Source organism: Pseudomonas sp. DY-1 (assembly GCF_003626975.1).
Classification (GTDB): domain Bacteria; phylum Pseudomonadota; class Gammaproteobacteria; order Pseudomonadales; family Pseudomonadaceae; genus Metapseudomonas.
Window position 1 is genome coordinate 2,732,917 of record NZ_CP032616.1, and the last position, 16,584, is coordinate 2,749,500.

A 16,584-nucleotide genomic window follows, 5' to 3' on the forward strand; every position below is an offset into this window, starting at 1 on the left:
CGGATCAGGCGCGCACGCGCGGTTCGCGGGGCATGCCCAGGGCGCGTTCGGCGATGATGTTGCGTTGGATTTCGTTGGTGCCGCCGTAGATGGAATCGGAGCGGCTGAAGAGGAACATCGACTGCAGACGGCCCAGTTCATAGGGCGCGCCCTCCAGCAATTCAGCGTCGGGGCCGAGGACGTCCATGGCCAGTTTGCCCAGCTCGACATGCCAATTGGCCCAGCACAGCTTGTAGATCATCGCCTCGCGACGCAGCGCGCCATCCTGTGCACCGGAGAGCATGCGCAGGGAGTTGTAGCGCAGGATGCGCAACCCACCCCAGGCTTCGGCGATGCGCTGACGCAGCAATGGGTCACGGGCGGCACCGTTGGCGCGGGCAATCTGGATGATCTCTTCCAGTTCGTTCTGGAACAGCATCTGCTGGCCGAGGGTGGAGACACCACGCTCGAAGCCCAGCAGGGCCATGGCGATCTTCCAGCCATCGCCCGGCACGCCGAGGATGTTATCGGCGTCGGTCAGCGCGTCATCGAAGAACACTTCGTTGAATTCGGAGGTACCGGTGAGCTGCTCGATGGGGCGCACCGTGATACCCGGCTGGTGCATGGGCACCAGCAGGAATGACAGCCCCTGGTGGCCAACGCTGCCCGCCTCGGTACGGGCGATGACGAAGCACCATTCGGATTCGTGGGCGAGCGAGGTCCAGACTTTCTGACCGCTGATGCGCCACTGGCCGTTCTCCAGCACCGCGCGGGTCTTCACATTGGCCAGATCCGAGCCTGCGGCCGGCTCGGAGTAGCCCTGGCACCAGAACTCGGTGCCCGCGACTATCCCCGGCAACAGGCGACGCTTTTGCTCCTCGGTGCCGAAGGCGGCGATGGTCGGCCCTGCCAGGCCTTCACCGATGTGTCCCATGCGGCCGGGGCCACCGGCGCGGGCGTACTCCTCGTGGAAGATCACCTGCTGATTGATAGAAAGGCCACGCCCGCCATGTTCCGGCGCCCAGCCCACGCAGGTCCAGCCACCTTCGGCCAGCTTGCGCTCCCAGGCTTTGCGCTCCTCGGGAAAGCTGTGCTCATCGCCCGGCCCACCGCGAAAGCGCAGCGGCTCGAAATCGCCCCGGAGATTGTCCGCCAGCCAGCCGGCCACCTCGCGGCGGAAGGCTTCGTCCGCCTCACTGAAACTGATCTTCATGCGTATTCCCCAAGGAGGGCCACGGCGATGCGCTCGCGGTGCCAGGACGGCGCGCCGAACAGGGCCTCGCTGGCCCGTGCGCGCTTGAAGTAGAGGTGCGGGTCGTACTCCCAGGTGAAGCCGACGCCACCATGCATCTGGATCGATTCCGCCGCGCAATGGAAAAACGCCTCAGAGCAACGCGACTTGGCCAGGGCAGCGGCCAGAGGCAGTTCGGCGGCGACTTCGGGATCGCCATTACCGGCCAGGACTTCCTCGGCCACACAAGCGGCGTACAAGGCGGCCGATCGCGCGCACTCCACCTCCAGCATCATGTCGGCGGCGCGGTGCTTGATGGCCTGGAAGCTGGCGATGGCGCGACCAAACTGTTGCCGTTCAGCTGTATAGGCCAGCGTCAGGTCGAGGGCCTGCTGGGCGCCGCCAGTCTGCTCGGCGGCCAGGGCCACGCAAGCCAGTTGCAGGATTTTCTCCAGCAACTCACCGCCCTGCCCCGGCGTGCCCAGCGCGGCATCGGCACCGACATACACGTGGTTGAGTTCGACTTCGGCCAGCTTGCGGGTCTGGTCCAGTGTCGGAACCAGCTTGCGGCTGATGCCGGGCGTGTCCGCCGGAATGGCGAACAGGCCGATGCCCTCGCTACCCCGTGCCGCCACGACCAGCAGACCAGCACTGTGACCATCGATCACCTGGCGCAACTTGCCGTCGAGGACAAAGCCTTTACCCTCGTCGCGCACGCTGGCCTGTACCGAATCCAGCCCGTTACGGGTACTGCTGGTGTACGCCAGGGTGGCGGTCAGGCGGCCTTCGGCCAGTTGCGGAAGCCATTTCGCTTTCTGCTCCTCGCTCCCTCCCAGCAGCAGGGCCGGGGTGGCCAGGCAGGCGCTGGCGAAGAAGGGCGAGCAGAACAGACGACGCCCCATTTGCTCCAGCAGGATCGCCAGTTCCACGAAGCCCAAGCCAAGGCCACCATAGGCTTCGGGAATGTGGATGGCCGGCCAGACCATCTCGCTGCACACGCGCTGCCAGAGCACCGGGTCGTGGCCTAGATCGCTGGCCATCGCCGCACGCACGGCGGCGGAGTCAGATACATCCGCGAGAAAACTCTCGGCGGACTCGCGGATCATCTCCTGCTCATCGCTGAATGCGAATTCCATAACGCTGCCTTCTTGTGATTCCAGGGCTGGAAAGGAGTCTGGCGAGTTGCGGAAGGCGGGGAATCGTCCGGATGGACGAAGCAGGCAGGTGGGTTGAAGGAGGGTGTGGGAGCGAATTCATTCGCCAAGCAGAATCAGAGGCCGCTGCACGGCCAATCGCGAATGAATTCGCTCCCACAAAGAAAAGAAAGCAGCAGGGACGTGCGGGGCTCAGCTGCCGTACACCTTCTGCGCCGGCACCGTTTCGGCGAGCAGGCGTTCGACCACCCCGCCCACTTCCTCCGGCTGGTAGCGTGCGCCCTTGTCGAACTCGGGGCCACGGCGCCAGCCGTCGGCGATCGAGAGCCTGCCGCCTTCCACTTCGAACATGCGCCCGGTGATGGCCTGCGAGTCCTCTGAGCCCAGCCACACCACCAACGGGGCGACGTTCTCGGGGGCGAAGTGGTCGAAGCCTTCGTCCGGTCTCTTCATCACCTCGGCAAACACTTCCTCGGTCATGCCGGTGCGGGCGGCCGGGGCCAGGGCATTGGCGGTGATGCCGTAGCGCGCCAGTTCGGCCGCCTGCACCAGCGTCAGGGAAGCGATGCCACCTTTCGCAGCTGCGTAGTTGGACTGGCCGATGGAACCCTGCAGGCCGGCGCCGGAACTGGTGTTGATGATTCGGGCCTTGACCGCGACACCGCCCTTGGCCTGTTCGCGCCAGTGCTTCACGGCATGGCTGGCGAGACAGAAATGGCCCTTCAGGTGTACCGCCATCACGGCGTCCCAGTCGGCCTCGGTGAGGCTTGCGAACATGCGGTCGCGGCAGATACCGGCGTTGTTCACCAGCACGTGAAGGTCGCCAAAGGCTTCGATGGCCTGGCGCACGATTTCGCCGGCAGCGGCGTAGTTGGTGATATCGCCGTTGCTGGCGACAGCTTCGCCGCCCTTGGCGCGGATTTCGGCGACCACCGCTTCGGCGGCCGGCAGGTTGATGTCATTGACCAGTACGTTGGCGCCTTCGGCGGCGAAGGCCAGTGCATAAGCACGGCCCAGCCCGCCGCCGGCGCCAGTGATGATGACGGAGCGGTTCTGGCAGATTGGCATTTGGGGTTCTCCGGTGAGTTCGAATGGTGGTGACGGCCCTCACCCCAAGCCTCTCCCAGAGGGAGAGGGGGCGGTCCGTGCAGTGGTCGAGTTCGGCACAGACTGCGTTGCTCCCCTCTCCTATTCAGGGAGAGGGGCCGGGGGAGAGGGGAGCGAGGTCAAAGGCGCTCGATGATGGTCACGTTCGCCTGCCCACCGCCTTCGCACATGGTCTGCATTCCGAAGCGGCCGCCGCTGCGTTCCAGCTCGTGCAGCAGCGTGCACATCAGCCGGGTGCCGGTGGCGCCCAGAGGGTGGCCGAGGGCGATAGCGCCACCGTTGACGTTGGTGCGTTCATGGGGGTAGCCGGTTTCCTTCAGCCAGGCCAGCGCGACCGAGGCAAAGGCTTCGTTGATTTCCACCCGATCGATGTCGTCCAGCTTCATGCCGGCACGCTTCAGCGCGTACGCGGTGGCCGGAATGGGCGCGGTGAGCATCCATACGGGGTCGTCGGCACGCACGCTGATGTGGTGGATGCGCGCACGGGGTGTGAGGTTGTAGCGCTTGAGCGCCGCCTCGGAGACCACCAGCAGCGCACTGGCGCCATCGCAGGTCTGGCTGGAAACCCCTGCAGTGACGCGGTCGCAGCCGAACAGGGTTTCAAGCTCGGCCATCTTGTCCAGGCTGGTCTGGCGCGGGGTTTCGTCGTGCTCGACGCCGGCCAGTGGCACGATCTCGCGGGCGAAACGGCCCTGCTCGATGGCGCGCAAGGCGCGGCGGTGAGATTCCAGGGCGTAGGCCTCCAGCGCCTGGCGGGACAGGCCCCAGCGTTCGGCGATCATCTGCGCAGAGCGGAACTGGGTCGGCGGCACCTTGCCATAGCGCTTCACCCAGCCTTCGGAGCCGGAAAATGGGTCAGTGAAGCCCAGCGGTTCGGCGGCGGTCATGGCCGAAGAAATCGGAATCTGCGTCATGGTCTGCACGCCACCGGCGATCACCACGTCCTGGGTGCCGCTCATCACGGCCTGGGCGGCGAAGTGCACCGCTTGCTGCGAAGAACCGCACTGGCGGTCGATGGTGGTGCCGGGCACGGCCTGGTCGAGGCCGGCGGCAAGCCAGCAGGTGCGGGCGATGTCCCCAGCCAGCGGGCCGATGGTGTCGACGCAACCGAAGATCACATCGTCGTAGTCGGCGTCGGGAATGGAGTTGCGGGCGACCAGTTCGCGCAATACGTGGGCGCCCAGGTCAGCGGCGTGGATCTGGCTCAGGCCACCCTTGCGCCGGCCGGTGGGCGTGCGCAGGGCGTCGACTATGTAGGCTTCGGGCATTAGGTGGTCTCTTTGTAAGGTTGAAGTCGGTAGCCCTCTCCCCAGCCCTCTCCCTGAAGGGAGAGGGGGCTGTCCGTGCACGGTATGGCAGGCGCGAGTCACCCCTCTCCTCTTCAGGGAGAGGGGCCGGGGGGAGAGGGCGCTATCAATCAGAACGTATTCCCCGCCCCCGGCTGGACGGTGCCCGAGAACAGCGCCTGGCGAATCCGTGCCTTGTGCCAGCCACGATCACCCCAGACCTTGTCCAGGGCCCAGGCGCGTTTCATGAAAAGTTGCAGGTCCACTTCCCAGGTGTATCCCATGGCGCCGTGGGTCTGGATGGCGTTCTTGGCGGCCAGCAGTGCCGCTTCGGTACAGGCGATGCGGGCGTGGGAAACCTGTACGTCCCGCTCCGGCAGGTTCTGCGCGACGGCATGGGCGGCGCGGTAGAGCGGGCCCTTGGCGAACTCGATCTGCACCGCGACGTTGGCCATCAAGTGCTTCACCGCCTGGAAGGAACCCACCGGCTTGCCGAACTGCTTGCGCTCGAAGCTGTAGTCCACCGCCAAATCCACCATGCGCTTTGCCAGGCCCAGCAGTTGGGCGGCGGTTCCCAGCGCCCCACGGTTCTTCGCGGCGGCCCAAAGTGCCCTGCCCTGCTCGCCTTCGGCCACGCGGGTCCCCGCGGTCGGCTTCCAGTCGACGCGGAACAGCTGCCGGCTCGGGTCCACTGATTCGTTGCGGGTAAGCTGAACCTGCTCGGGCAACACGGCGTGCACTTCATCGCCGTGGGGTAGCAACAGCAGACCGGCCACATGGGCGTCGGCCACCAGAGGGTTGCCCGGCTCGCCGACGGCGAGGCGGGCCTTGCCTTCGGCGATTCGGGTCAGCCATTCGCCTTGCAGGTCGAGCTGGTTCGGCAGGGCGGCAAGCAGCGGCACGCCGATGAGCATGGTGTCCACCAGGGGCTCGGGCAGGCCGGCGTAGCCGCACTCCTGGGCGAGGAGGATGAAGTCCAGCTCATTCATGTCCAGGCCGCCGAAGCCGTCCGGCACGGTCAGGGCGGTTAGGCCGAGTTCTGTAAGTTGGCCCCAGAGTTCGTCGCTGCGGCCGCTCCCGGTCTGCCATAACTCGCGGATGCGCTCCGGGATCACTTCGTTGGTAAGGAAGGCGCGCACGTTGTCCTGGAACAGCAGTTGGTCATCGCTGAAGGTGAAGTCCATGGCGCGCTCCTCAGGCTCGCGGCATGCCGAGCATGCGCTCGGCGATGATGTTGCGTTGGATCTCGTTGGTGCCGGCGTAGATGGGCCCGGCCTGGGCGAACAGGAAGCCGTCCAGCCAGTGCCCGACATCACCCGCATCCGGTGCTTCCGGCAGCAACTCGCCGCGCAGGCCGAGGATCGACAGCGCCGTCTCGTGCATTCGCTGGTCCAGTTCGGACCAGAAGATCTTGTTGGTGGAGGATTCCGGACCGATCTTGCCGCCCTTCACCAGCCGCGACGCCGTCATGTAGGTGTTCAGGGTGTAGGCCTCGGCGTCCATCCAGGCCCGCATCACCGCTTCGCCGATGGCCGGGTCCAGGTCCGCCTGTTCCCGGTTGGCCAGGTAGAGTTGCACCAGGCGCCGCGCGGTTTCCTGGAAGCGGGCCGGCGAGCGCAGCATCAGGCCGCGTTCGAAGCCGGCAGTGGACATCGCCACGTGCCAGCCCATGCCCTCCCCGCCCAGCACGTTATCCACAGGCACTTCCACGTCGTCGAAGAAAATTTCGGCGAAGCCCGGCAGGCCGTTGAGCTGCGGGATCGGGCGCACGGTGATACCGGGGCTGTTCAGCGGCAGGAGGATGAAAGTCAGTCCGTGGTGGCGGCTGGATTGCGGGTCGCTGCGGAACAGGCCGAACAGCCAGTCGGCCCAGACGGCGCGGGTGGACCAGGTTTTCTGGCCGTTGATCACATAGACGTCGCCCTTGCGCTCGGCCCGGCAGCGGATGGCAGCCATGTCCGAGCCGGCGTTGGGTTCCGACCAGCCCTGGGCCCAGATTTCCTCGCCCGTGGCCATCTTCGGCAGGAAGCGCTCCTGCTGTGCGGCGGTGCCGAACTCCATCAGGGTTGGGCCGAGCAGGAAGATGCCGTTCTGGTTGACCCGTGCCGGTGCGCCCGCGCGGTAGTACTCCTCTTCGAAGATCAACCACTGGATCAGGTCGCAGCCGCGTCCACCGAGTTCCTTTGGCCAGGTCACCATGCCCCAGCGACCCTCGTTGAGTTTCGCTTCCCAGACGCGGTGCTGGCGGAAGCCTTCCTCGCAGTCGAAGGATTGCAGCGGTTCAGCCGGCACATTGGCCGCCAGCCAGGCGCGGACCTCCTCACGGAAGGCCTGCTGTTCAGGTGTGTAGGTCAGGTCCATGGGCTCATCCCTTGAAGGTGGCGGTGCGCTTGTCGACGAAGGCATCGCGGGCTTCCTGGGAATCCAGCGAGCGGTAGGCCTGCAGGGTGAAGCCCTGCTCCCAGCGGTATTTGTCTTCGAGGTTGCCGTCTTCGATGCCGGTCAGCGCCTCCTTGGCCAGGGCGATCATGGCCGGGCTCTTGGCGGCGATCTTGCGGGCGATCTCCAGGGCCGCCTCGCGCAACTCGGCGCGGGGTACAACACGTTCCACGGCACCCAGGCGATAGGCCTCGGCGGCGTCGATCATCTCGCCGGTGAAGTACATGTGGCGCACCTTCTGCACCGGGAAAAGGCGCTGTAGGTGGGCGCCGCCGCCCATGGCACCACGGTCCACCTCGGGTACGCCGAAACGCGCGCAGTCAGAGGCGACCAGGATGTCCGCTGCGCCACACAGGCCGATGCCGCCACCGAGGACGAAACCGTGCACAGCGATGATCACTGGCTTGGGATTGCGGTGGACGGCCTTGAAGCTGTCGTAGTTGCCCTTGTTCACCGCGACTATCAGGTTGCCGTCAGCGGCCAGTTCCTTGATGTCTACGCCTGCGCAGAAGCCACGACCCTCGGCGCGGATGATGATGACCCGAACCTCGGGCGACTCGCCCAGGTGCTCGAGCTCGGCGGCGATGGCCGCCCAGCCTTTACTGTCGAAGGCGTTCACCGGCGGATGGTCGAAGACCATCTCGGCAATGCCGTTATCGATGCTCACGTGAAATGGACTGCTCATCCGGCTACCCCTTAGTTGTTCGATTTGTCGGTCACGCGGCGGCACAGCTCGGCGAGCCGTTGCTCGGCCTGCTGCACGATGGATTCGATGAGTTCGGCACAGCCCGGCAGGCTGTCGATGCTGGCGGCGATCTGCCCGGCGGGAAGTACGCCTGCCGCCGGCAGGCCCTCGACCATGGCCTTCTGGATCACCATCGGCGCGTTGGCGGCCATCAGCATCTGCGCGGCGCTGAGACCGTCGCTACCGCCGAGCTTCAACGCGCTGCCCAGCAGCTGGGCGATACTCGCGCCGCTGTGACGGCGGTAGGCCAGTGCACTGCGCAGGGCCAGCAACAGGCGTTTCAGGCCGCCGGAGCGTTCCAGGCTGTCGAGCAATTCGTTGCGGATCATCCGTTGCGGCATGCCATCGATGGCGCGACTGATGATGATGGCGGCTGGGTCGCGGACTTTCAGGTAGCGCTCCAGGGTGGCTGGCGGCACCGGGCTTTCGGCACTCATCAAAAAGCGCGTGCCCATGGCAATGCCTTCGGCACCGAGGGCCAGGGCCGATATCAGGCCGCGCCCGTCCTTGAAGCCGCCGGCGGCGACCACCGGAACATCGACGGCGTCCACCACCTGGCCGAGCAGAATCGAGGTGGGCACCGAGCCGGTGTGGCCACCACCCTCCCCGCCCTGCACGGTGACGGCGTCGGCGCCCATCTCCACCGCCTTCACTGCATGCTTGAGCGCACCCACCGTGGGTATGCAAACCACACCGGCATCCTTCAGGCGGGTGATCATCGCCTTGCCGGGCGAACGGCTGTAGCTCACCGCACGCACACCGTGCCTGAGCACCAGCTCGACGATCTCGCCGGCATTGGCCTGGTACATGTGGAAGTTGACGCCGAATGGCTGATCGGTGAGCGCCTTGGTTTCGAGGATGGCGGCTTCCATGCGCTGCGGTTCGATGGTGGCGCCGGCCAGGAAGCCAAAGCCGCCGGCGTTGCCGGTGGCCGCTACCAGTTTCGGATCGGCCACCCAGCCCATGGCGGTCTGGATGATCGGATAGCGACAACCCAGCAGTCGGGTCAGGCGAGTATCGAGTGAAATCGCCATCACGCCTCCGATGAGTTGCGCTGGGACTGCGCCATGCCGCGGGCGTCGTAGCCGCCGAGCTTGTCGCCGCTGACCAGTTCGTTGTGCACATGGGCGAAGTGATGGAGGCCGAACACCATGTCCATGGTGGCGCGCTTGCCCATCAGGTCCTCGGCGTTGTTCACCGCCTGTTTGGTCAGTTGCAGGCCCAGGCGCGGCATCTGCGCGATGCGCCGGGCTACGTCCAGGGTCACGTCTTCCAGCACGTCGCGTGGCACCACCTTGTTGACCATGCCCATCTGGTAGGCACGATCGGCGCCCATGCGCTCGCCGAGGAAGAGGAACTCCTTGGCGATGCGCGGATTCAGTTCGTGCACGTGGGCGAAGTACTCGACCCCCGGAATCCCCATGCGCACCACCGGATCGGCGAAATAGGCGTCCTCCGAGGCGATGATCAGGTCGCAGACCCAGGCCAGCATCAGTCCGCCGGCGATGCAGGCGCCCTGCACCATGGCGATGGTCGGCTTGGGCATGTCGCGCCAACGCCGGCACATGCCGAGATAGACCTCCTGCTCGCGGGCGTAGAGGAACTCTCCGCCTGGCTTGTTCACGTGGTCGTACCAGAGGCTGGTGCGTTCGAAGCTCTGGTTCACGTCGCGACCAGGCGTACCGATGTCGTGCCCGGCGGAGAAGTGCTTGCCGGCACCGCGCAGGACGATGACCTTGACCGCGTCGTCATCGCAGGCGCGACGGAAGGCGGCGTCCAGGGCGTAAGTCATGCGCGAGTTCTGCGCGTTGTGATACTCGGGGCGGTGCATGGTGACCAGGGCCAGCGGGCCCTGAACCTCGTACTGCACCACGTCTGCTTCTGCGGCCTGTTCGTGGCTCATGTGGGCGGCTCCGCCTCAGTGGGTCATGGCCCGGGCGCGCACGCCCGGCGGATTGTCCTTGAGCTGGCTGGCGCGCAGGTTGTGCGGGTCCAGCTGCTGGATGAGGATCAGTTGCTCGAGGGTCGGTGCGGCGGTGGTGGGAATCGCGTTCGGCACATGCAGCGGGAAGCTGGTGGCGGCCTGTACCTCTTCCACGCTGACACCGGGGTGCAGGGAGCGGATGCGCATCTGCCGACCGGGACCCTGGAAGTCGAGCACGCAGAGGTCGGTGACGATCATGCGGATATCGATCTCGTCCAGCGACCAGCCACGGGCGAGGCGCTCGGGGTTGTAGCCAACGGAGGCCACCACATCCACTTCGCCATCGACGAACACACGTTTGTTGTGGCTGGGCACCATGAACGAGTTCGCGTGGCTGATGGAATTGCCGGGGAAGCCACGTACGCCGAGCATCTGCGATTTGGGCTTGGCGTGTTCGCCGATGCAGGAAATGTTGGCCTGGCCGAAGCGGTCGATCTGCACCGGTCCCACCAGGGCATGGCGCTTGCCACTCCAGACATTGTCGAAGATGCGCGAAAAGCCCATCCAGCTGTCGAGTTTCGGCTGGTAGCCGCCGCGCGACCCGACCGGCACCGGCTCGGCGACCATGAAGGCTTCGGAGTCGGTCATCATCAGTTCGGCATTGCAGTTGAGCATCGCCAGCGACGCGGCCAGGCGCTGCAGCACGCCGATTCCAGTGGCGAGCACTTCACCGTCACCGGCGAACGCTTCGGAGGCGGCGCAGATCATCAGTTCAGCGAGGCTGTAGGGTTGTTTGGTGGCAGTCATCTCAGCGTCCTCAGAAAACCGGGAGCGGCAGTTGGCGGATGGCGTCCAGGCCACCTACGCGCGCGAGGTACTCCGCTTCCCCGCAGTTCACGTAGCGCTCCATGTAGGCCTGCCAGCCTTCTGGCTCGGCGGCCGAGGCGTTGTAGGCCTTGAAGTGAGCGGTGTCGAAGCCGTAGAGCGGCGCACAGGACGACGGGTGGGCGCCGCCTGGCAGATGAACGACGGCACTGGTGCGGTTGCGTTCCCAGAACACCTGGCGGGCGCGGGCCGGGTCCTCATGGAACCAGGCGCTGTCGACCAGCTCGTCACAACTGACAAAAGCCTTCTGTGCGGCACGCACGAAGAGGTCGTCCATATAGTGGTCGGGACCAGCGATCTGGCAGACGCCGCGGACATCGGCGCGGTCGACGTGAACCAGCGCCGCATCGAGCTTCAGCGCGGGCATGGCAACCCAGTCGCGACTGTCGTCGTAGGGGGAACTGACCAGCTTCAGTTCCGGGTTGATGCTCAGCACGTCGGTGCCCAGGCCCACGGCAGTGGGAATGAACGGCACGTTCATGGCGGCGGCCCTGAGGCCGAGCAGTAGCATGCCTTCGTCGATCTCCATCACTTCCACGGCGCCTTCCTGGCGGGCCTTGCGGAAGTAGGGTTCGAGCGGGATGAAGTCCAGCGAGACGAAGGCGTAGACCAGCTTCTTCACCTTGCCGGCGGCACAGAGCATGCCGACGTCGGCGCCGCCATAGGCGACCACCGTGAGGTCCTTGAGGCCGGAGCGCAGAATCTCGCGGACCAGGGCCATGGGCTTGCGCCTCGGGCCCCAACCGCCGATGCCAATGGTCATGCCGTCGCGTAGCTGTCCGACCACGTCGGCAGCGGTCATGCGTTTGTCCATGGGGCGGCTCCTTATTGACGGCCGACGCTGAAGTCATGGCCCCAGTGGCTGACCACGGTGCTCTCGAAGGGGGTATGGCGCTCCCAGTCCATGACCTTGCCGCCACAGCCGTACTCCAGGTCGAAGCCGCCCGGGGTCTGCATGTAGAAGCTGGTCATGTCGTCGTTGGTATGGCGACCGAGGGTGGCGGAGAGCTTCACACCGCTGGCGTGCATGCGGTCCAGCGCGCGGCCGACGTCATCCAGTTCGTGCACTTCCACCATCAGGTGCACGCAGCCCGACGGGATCGGACACTCGAACAGCGCCAGGGAGTGGTGGCGGCCGTTGTTGCAATGGAGGAAGTGGATGCGCTTTTCCGGTTCGGCCGGATCGGGGGTGAAGCGCACCTTCATCAGGTCGGAAAGGCCGAAGCCCATGACGCGCTCGTAGAAATCCAGGCAGCGGTCGAAGGCCGGTGCCGGCAGTACGGCATGGCCCATGCCGAGGTCGCTGGTGACGAAGCCGGAAACACCGACCGGGGACATGAAGGGAGCGAAGTCCTGCAGCGGACCCCAGAACAGCTCGTGACGGTTGCCGTCCGGATCAGCGAATCGCGCCAGTTCCTGCACCTTGCGGCTGACGGCATCGGCCGCGCTACCGCGCTGGACTTCCACATCGGCCTGTTGCAGCTCGGCAATGGCCTGCTCGAAGGCAGCCTTGCCGGCGACCTCCCAACCGCAGGCGCCATATCCGTCATGGTCGGCGCGCTCAACCAGGATGCGGTAGGGACGTTCGTCCATTTTCAGGTAGAGCCGCTCGCCCGCTACGGCATCCACCATCATGCCGAGCACCCCGGTGGCGTAATCGCCCCAGCGCTTCAGGTCTGTCGAGGCTACGGTGACGTAACCCAGGCCACGGATATCCATGCGGTCCTCCTCATTGTCGTTATCGCCGCGTACTCGGGGCACGGGGCACTATGGGGAGGGATTAAATCCGCAGGTCAGGAGGTGGACATCGTCCAATGGGACTAGCGCGAAAGGCGCGTGGGACGGGGCTCTGGCGTTTGCGTCAAGGCTCATCGATTGGAACGCGAGCGCGTATTTCATGGCGGCATTGAATTGCAGCCGGCGATGCCGATCAAAAGTCGGACCAACATCCTCTTTCATTGAACTTGTTTTGTTTCTGAAGTGTTTCAATGAAACCCGACAGAAACAATTCAATTACAGCCGATTACATACATACAAACAGTCCGTTACATGCACTTAAAAATAGCATTAACCACGGAATACTCCATGCCAATCAGCACCTTATAAAACTACCAATCATCTTTAAATTTGCCATTTGTCAGGCACCACAAAATAGTACTGGCGACGTTTTAGTTCTTCCTTAACATCCGGCATCGGGGGTTGTTCAAGTGTTTAAACGAGGAAGAAACATGAAATCCGCAATTAGCACCACTGCCTTCTCCAGCCTGTTGTTCTCTCTTGTCGCGCTGACTTCTTTCCAGGCCACAGCTGAAGGAGGCAGTGATCGCCTCATCCAGTACCGGGAATATCAAGTGCGCCAGCAGACGACCGAAGACGAAAGCGAGCGTTTCGCCCAGTTGGTCGAGGAAAAACCAACTGCGGCCGGATCAGGGACAGCCACAGAAGCGGCTGAACCGGCCATGAAATCCTCAAATCGCTATCAATCTCGCATCCACCATCAACGCGTGGTGTACGAGTAATCGGCCTGCAACACCCACCCTTCCTGGTGCGTTCCGCCCCGCGCCAGGAAGGGAACAGGGCGCTTGAATTCTCTTCCGAAGCCAATACTCAACTCTTCTCCATCGCTCGAAAAATCTGGTGGGAATTTCCCGCTGCCGGGATGGCTGTCGGCGCAGTAATTTAGCCGGCGGATCATTCTCGAGGGACGGCGATGGACTCACTCACCCAGGCGGTGCTCGGCGCTACCATCCAGGGCGCGCTGCTCGGACGCTGGCAGGGGCGCAAGGCGCTGCTCTATGGCGCCATGCTCGGCACCTTGCCGGACCTGGACGTGGTGATCCGCTACACGGACGCGGTGGCGGCGATGACCTACCACCGTGGCTTCAGCCACTCCATCTTCGTGCTCAGTGCCCTGGCGGCACTACTGACCTTGCTGGTACGACGATGGCGCCCCAATCCGGGATATTCCACCCAACGCCTGTTCCTCACCCTCTGGCTGGTGCTGGTGACCCATCCCTTGCTGGACGCCTTCACCAGCTATGGCACCCAACTGCTCTGGCCGATGCAGACCCCACCCATCGCCTGGTCGAGCATCTTCATCATCGATCCGCTGTACACCCTGCCCCTTTTCGCAGCGGTGATCGGTGGACTGCTATTCGGACTACGCGAGCGCACCCCACGCCTGCCCGTGGCGGCGCTGGCACTGTCGAGCCTCTACCTGCTTTCAAGCCTGGGCGGCAAGTTCATGGCCGAACAGCGGGTTCATGAGGTGCTGGAACGGGAAGGCATCCGTCCGCAGGCCATCTTCAGCGCCCCGACGCCCTTCAACACACTGCTCTGGCGCGTCACCGTGCTGGACGGCGAGGACTATCACGAAGCGCTGGTCAGCTGGTTCGACCATGAGCCGCCCAGGCTCGAGCGCATCCCCCGCGGCACCGACCTGGCCCGGCGCCTTCGGGATTCGCCACAACACGTACGCCTGGCCTGGTTTACCCACGGCATCCTGCGCTACGACCAGATCGACCAGATGCTGGTGGTCACCGACCTCCGCCTGGGCATGACCGGTTTCCATCCTTTCCGCTTCATCCTCGCGGAGCAACGCGACGGCCGCTGGCAACCGGTGGCGCAAGCGCGGCGCTGGCCGACGAGCCGGGGCGACCTGGCGCGCCTGAAGCTGCTATGGCAGCGGATCTGGCATGAGGATCAGGTGATTCCCTTATCCAGTTGGGCGGGAATGCTGCAGCGCTAGGGAATTTACTGAGTCGCGCCTCTCTCATGACGCTCGCACAGCGGCCGATAAACTCTCCAGCGCCACTGGTTGCTGGACTACCCTTGCCAGCATCGGGCCAATCCAGCGGGTACAGGACATGAAAATAAGACAGAAAATGGTCGCCTCCGGGGCAATCAGCGTCGTGGCCGCCGCCCTCCTGGGTGGCATCGGCTACTGGGGACAAACCGAGCTGGCCGACGCTCTGGCCGAGAACCAGCTCAGCGTCAGCGCACTGCGCAATCATCTGGAGGGCGACATGATGCATGACGCCCTGCGCGCGGACGTTCTGGCCGCCCTGGTGGTGCAGCCGGGTGACCAGGCCGGCGCCGATCAGGTGCGCAATGACCTGCGCGAGCACAGTGAATGGTTCCGCCGCACGCTCGGCGACAATGCCAAGCTGCCGCTCACGGCGGACATCCGCACCGCAATCGCCGAATCCCAGCCTGCCCTGGAAAGCTACATCGGCGAAGCCGAGCGGATCGTCAATCTCGCCCTGCGCGATCCGCAGGCGGCCCGTGCCGAACTGCCCTCCTTCGAGCGCAGTTTCGGCGAGCTGGAAGAGAAGAACGAAGCCCTCAGCAGCAAGATCGAATCCCACGCGGCCCAGACCCGCGCCGACGGCGAAGCTGCCGTCAGCAGTGCTGCCGCCTGGCTCGTCGGCGGCATCCTGCTGGTGATCGGCCTGCTCTGCGTGGTCACCAGTCAATTGATGCGCGCCGTGCTACGGCCGCTGGAGAAGACCGTCGGCGTGGCGCGAGCCATCGCCCAGGGCAACCTGCTCACCCAGGTCAGCATCGACAGCGACGACGAGGCCGGCCAGTTGCAGCGGGCGCTGGCCGAGATGCAAGTCAACCTGCGCCAGATGATCACCACCATCCGTAGCGAAAGCGAGGAGCTGCGCGGCACCGCGCACCGTCTCAGCAAAACCTCGCAAAGCATCGTGGATGGCGCCAGCGAGCAATCCGACAGTGCCACCAGCATGGCCGCGGCCATGGAACAGATGATCACCAACATCGGCCAGATCGCCGAACACGCGCGCAATGCGCAGAATATTTCCGCCCAGTCGGAAGACCTCGCCGGCAGTGGCGGCAAGGTGATCCTCGGGGTGGTTGAAGGCATGAACCGCATTGCCGACGCGGTCAACCAGTCCTCCAGCACCATCACCGCGCTGGGCCAGTCGTCGGAGGAGATCCACTCCATCATCCAGGTGATCAAAGGCATCGCCGAACAGACCAACCTGCTGGCGCTGAACGCCGCCATCGAGGCCGCCCGCGCCGGGGAAGCCGGGCGGGGTTTCGCCGTGGTGGCGGACGAGGTACGCAACCTGGCGGCGCGCACCGCGCAGTCGACCCAGGAAATCACCGGGATGATCCAGCGCATCCGCGAGTCCACCCAGAACGCGGTGGACAGCATGCAGACAGGCGTGGAGCGGGTGCAGGATGGCGTCGGCCTGGCGCGCCAGGCGGGCGAGTCGATCAGCGAGATTCGCAGCGGCGCTCACCGTGCCGCAGAAGTGGTGGAGGAGATTTCCCACACCATCGGCGAGCAGTCCAAGGCCAGTAACGAAGTAGCCCAGCGCGTCGAACTGATCGCCCAGATGTCGCGCAACAACAGTCAGGCAATGCTGGACCTCGCCCAGGCCGCCGACCGCCTGGATGCCGTGGCCAGTTCGATGCAATCGTCGGTGGCGCGGTTTCAGATCTGAGGTTGACGCCCCATCTTCTGCCCCTCCGCGCTGAACTGGAACCACCCTCACCCCCACCCCTCTCCCGGAGGGCGAGGGGTGACTCGCGCCACATTTCTGAAGCAGACAGCGGCCTGAAACTGAGCACTCGAGGTGAGGCAGCGACTCCGCCCCTTCAGGTGGCCGAGCGGAATCGTTGTGCAGGGGGACGAGCGGCATGAATGCCGCGAGAGGCGTGCGGGGCCATGGATGGCCTAACTCTCCGTGCCCCCGGCGCAACGATGGAAGGGAGGGCACCCGACGAAGTCGGGCCGGATGGTGGGGCAAGCGTTTGGGGTTACTTTTGCCGCGATTGGCAAAAGTGACTCGCCCGTAAAGGCG

General features: G+C 64.9%; 15 protein-coding genes. 3 read left to right on the top strand and 12 right to left on the bottom strand.

What is annotated here, in order from left to right; translation table 11 throughout:
• Positions 1 to 4: 4 nt before the first annotated feature.
• The 12 genes from D6Z43_RS12890 to D6Z43_RS12945 form a co-directional block, all read right to left on the bottom strand.
• Positions 5 to 1,192 (bottom strand): acyl-CoA dehydrogenase family protein, encoded by a 1,188-nt coding sequence (locus tag D6Z43_RS12890; protein WP_120652584.1) that lies wholly within the window; start codon positions 1,190 to 1,192, stop codon positions 5 to 7.
• On the bottom strand, positions 1,189 to 2,346 hold the full coding sequence (locus tag D6Z43_RS12895) for an acyl-CoA dehydrogenase family protein (RefSeq protein WP_120652585.1): 1,158 nt from the start codon (positions 2,344 to 2,346) through the stop codon (positions 1,189 to 1,191). The genes D6Z43_RS12890 and D6Z43_RS12895 overlap by 4 nt, the downstream gene beginning before the upstream one ends.
• A gap of 210 nt (positions 2,347 to 2,556) precedes the next feature.
• Positions 2,557 to 3,432 (bottom strand): SDR family oxidoreductase, encoded by an 876-nt coding sequence (locus tag D6Z43_RS12900; RefSeq protein WP_120652586.1) that lies wholly within the window; start codon positions 3,430 to 3,432, stop codon positions 2,557 to 2,559.
• Between the two features lie 158 nt (positions 3,433 to 3,590).
• Positions 3,591 to 4,739 carry an acetyl-CoA C-acetyltransferase gene (locus D6Z43_RS12905; RefSeq protein WP_120652587.1) on the bottom strand — a complete coding sequence of 383 codons (1,149 nt, stop codon included), beginning with the start codon at positions 4,737 to 4,739 and terminating at the stop codon, positions 3,591 to 3,593.
• A 149-nt stretch (positions 4,740 to 4,888) separates the two neighbouring features.
• Positions 4,889 to 5,941, bottom strand: a complete 1,053-nt coding sequence (locus D6Z43_RS12910) for an acyl-CoA dehydrogenase family protein (protein ID WP_120652588.1) — start codon at positions 5,939 to 5,941, stop codon at positions 4,889 to 4,891.
• A gap of 10 nt (positions 5,942 to 5,951) precedes the next feature.
• Positions 5,952 to 7,118: an acyl-CoA dehydrogenase family protein gene (locus D6Z43_RS12915; RefSeq protein WP_120652589.1), complete on the bottom strand. Its 1,167-nt coding sequence runs from the start codon at positions 7,116 to 7,118 to the stop codon at positions 5,952 to 5,954.
• A gap of 4 nt (positions 7,119 to 7,122) precedes the next feature.
• Complete coding sequence (locus D6Z43_RS12920) at positions 7,123 to 7,881, bottom strand: enoyl-CoA hydratase family protein (protein ID WP_120652590.1); 759 nt, start codon at positions 7,879 to 7,881, stop codon at positions 7,123 to 7,125.
• 11 nt (positions 7,882 to 7,892) lie between these two features.
• Positions 7,893 to 8,975, bottom strand: coding sequence for a nitronate monooxygenase family protein (locus D6Z43_RS12925; protein WP_120652591.1), 1,083 nt, complete (start codon positions 8,973 to 8,975; stop codon positions 7,893 to 7,895).
• Entirely contained in the window at positions 8,975 to 9,844 is an 870-nt protein-coding gene (locus tag D6Z43_RS12930; protein WP_120652592.1) for an enoyl-CoA hydratase, read from the bottom strand. Before D6Z43_RS12930 ends, D6Z43_RS12925 begins: the two co-directional genes overlap by 1 nt.
• A gap of 15 nt (positions 9,845 to 9,859) precedes the next feature.
• Positions 9,860 to 10,672, bottom strand: a complete 813-nt coding sequence (locus D6Z43_RS12935) for a CoA-transferase subunit beta (protein ID WP_120652593.1) — start codon at positions 10,670 to 10,672, stop codon at positions 9,860 to 9,862.
• A 10-nt stretch (positions 10,673 to 10,682) separates the two neighbouring features.
• A complete protein-coding gene (locus D6Z43_RS12940) occupies positions 10,683 to 11,564 on the bottom strand; it encodes a CoA transferase subunit A (RefSeq protein ID WP_120652594.1) in 882 nt (293 codons plus the stop codon).
• An 11-nt stretch (positions 11,565 to 11,575) separates the two neighbouring features.
• Positions 11,576 to 12,469, bottom strand: coding sequence for a VOC family protein (locus D6Z43_RS12945; protein ID WP_120652595.1), 894 nt, complete (start codon positions 12,467 to 12,469; stop codon positions 11,576 to 11,578).
• Positions 12,470 to 12,978: 509 nt separating this feature from the next.
• Between D6Z43_RS12945 and D6Z43_RS12950 the strand changes: the two genes are divergently transcribed.
• From D6Z43_RS12950 to D6Z43_RS12960, 3 genes are all read left to right on the top strand, one after another.
• Complete coding sequence (locus D6Z43_RS12950) at positions 12,979 to 13,269, top strand: hypothetical protein (RefSeq protein ID WP_120652596.1); 291 nt, start codon at positions 12,979 to 12,981, stop codon at positions 13,267 to 13,269.
• Positions 13,270 to 13,460: 191 nt separating this feature from the next.
• Entirely contained in the window at positions 13,461 to 14,498 is a 1,038-nt protein-coding gene (locus tag D6Z43_RS12955; RefSeq protein WP_120652597.1) for a metal-dependent hydrolase, read from the top strand.
• Positions 14,499 to 14,616: 118 nt separating this feature from the next.
• Positions 14,617 to 16,224, top strand: coding sequence for a methyl-accepting chemotaxis protein (locus D6Z43_RS12960; protein ID WP_120652598.1), 1,608 nt, complete (start codon positions 14,617 to 14,619; stop codon positions 16,222 to 16,224).
• Positions 16,225 to 16,584 lie beyond the last annotated feature (360 nt).

Bases quoted from the DNA above. Each gene is read 5' to 3' on its own strand.
- D6Z43_RS12890 (WP_120652584.1), bottom strand. From the start codon at position 1,192: ATGAAGATCAGTTTCAGTGAGGCGGACGAAGCCTTCCGCCGCGAGGTG.
- D6Z43_RS12895 (WP_120652585.1), bottom strand. From the start codon at position 2,346: ATGGAATTCGCATTCAGCGATGAGCAGGAGATGATCCGCGAGTCCGCC.
- D6Z43_RS12900 (WP_120652586.1), bottom strand. From the start codon at position 3,432: ATGCCAATCTGCCAGAACCGCTCCGTCATCATCACTGGCGCCGGCGGC.
- D6Z43_RS12905 (WP_120652587.1), bottom strand. From the start codon at position 4,739: ATGCCCGAAGCCTACATAGTCGACGCCCTGCGCACGCCCACCGGCCGG.
- D6Z43_RS12910 (WP_120652588.1), bottom strand. From the start codon at position 5,941: ATGGACTTCACCTTCAGCGATGACCAACTGCTGTTCCAGGACAACGTG.
- D6Z43_RS12915 (WP_120652589.1), bottom strand. From the start codon at position 7,118: ATGGACCTGACCTACACACCTGAACAGCAGGCCTTCCGTGAGGAGGTC.
- D6Z43_RS12920 (WP_120652590.1), bottom strand. From the start codon at position 7,881: ATGAGCAGTCCATTTCACGTGAGCATCGATAACGGCATTGCCGAGATG.
- D6Z43_RS12925 (WP_120652591.1), bottom strand. From the start codon at position 8,975: ATGGCGATTTCACTCGATACTCGCCTGACCCGACTGCTGGGTTGTCGC.
- D6Z43_RS12930 (WP_120652592.1), bottom strand. From the start codon at position 9,844: ATGAGCCACGAACAGGCCGCAGAAGCAGACGTGGTGCAGTACGAGGTT.
- D6Z43_RS12935 (WP_120652593.1), bottom strand. From the start codon at position 10,672: ATGACTGCCACCAAACAACCCTACAGCCTCGCTGAACTGATGATCTGC.
- D6Z43_RS12940 (WP_120652594.1), bottom strand. From the start codon at position 11,564: ATGGACAAACGCATGACCGCTGCCGACGTGGTCGGACAGCTACGCGAC.
- D6Z43_RS12945 (WP_120652595.1), bottom strand. From the start codon at position 12,469: ATGGATATCCGTGGCCTGGGTTACGTCACCGTAGCCTCGACAGACCTG.
- D6Z43_RS12950 (WP_120652596.1), top strand. From the start codon at position 12,979: ATGAAATCCGCAATTAGCACCACTGCCTTCTCCAGCCTGTTGTTCTCT.
- D6Z43_RS12955 (WP_120652597.1), top strand. From the start codon at position 13,461: ATGGACTCACTCACCCAGGCGGTGCTCGGCGCTACCATCCAGGGCGCG.
- D6Z43_RS12960 (WP_120652598.1), top strand. From the start codon at position 14,617: ATGAAAATAAGACAGAAAATGGTCGCCTCCGGGGCAATCAGCGTCGTG.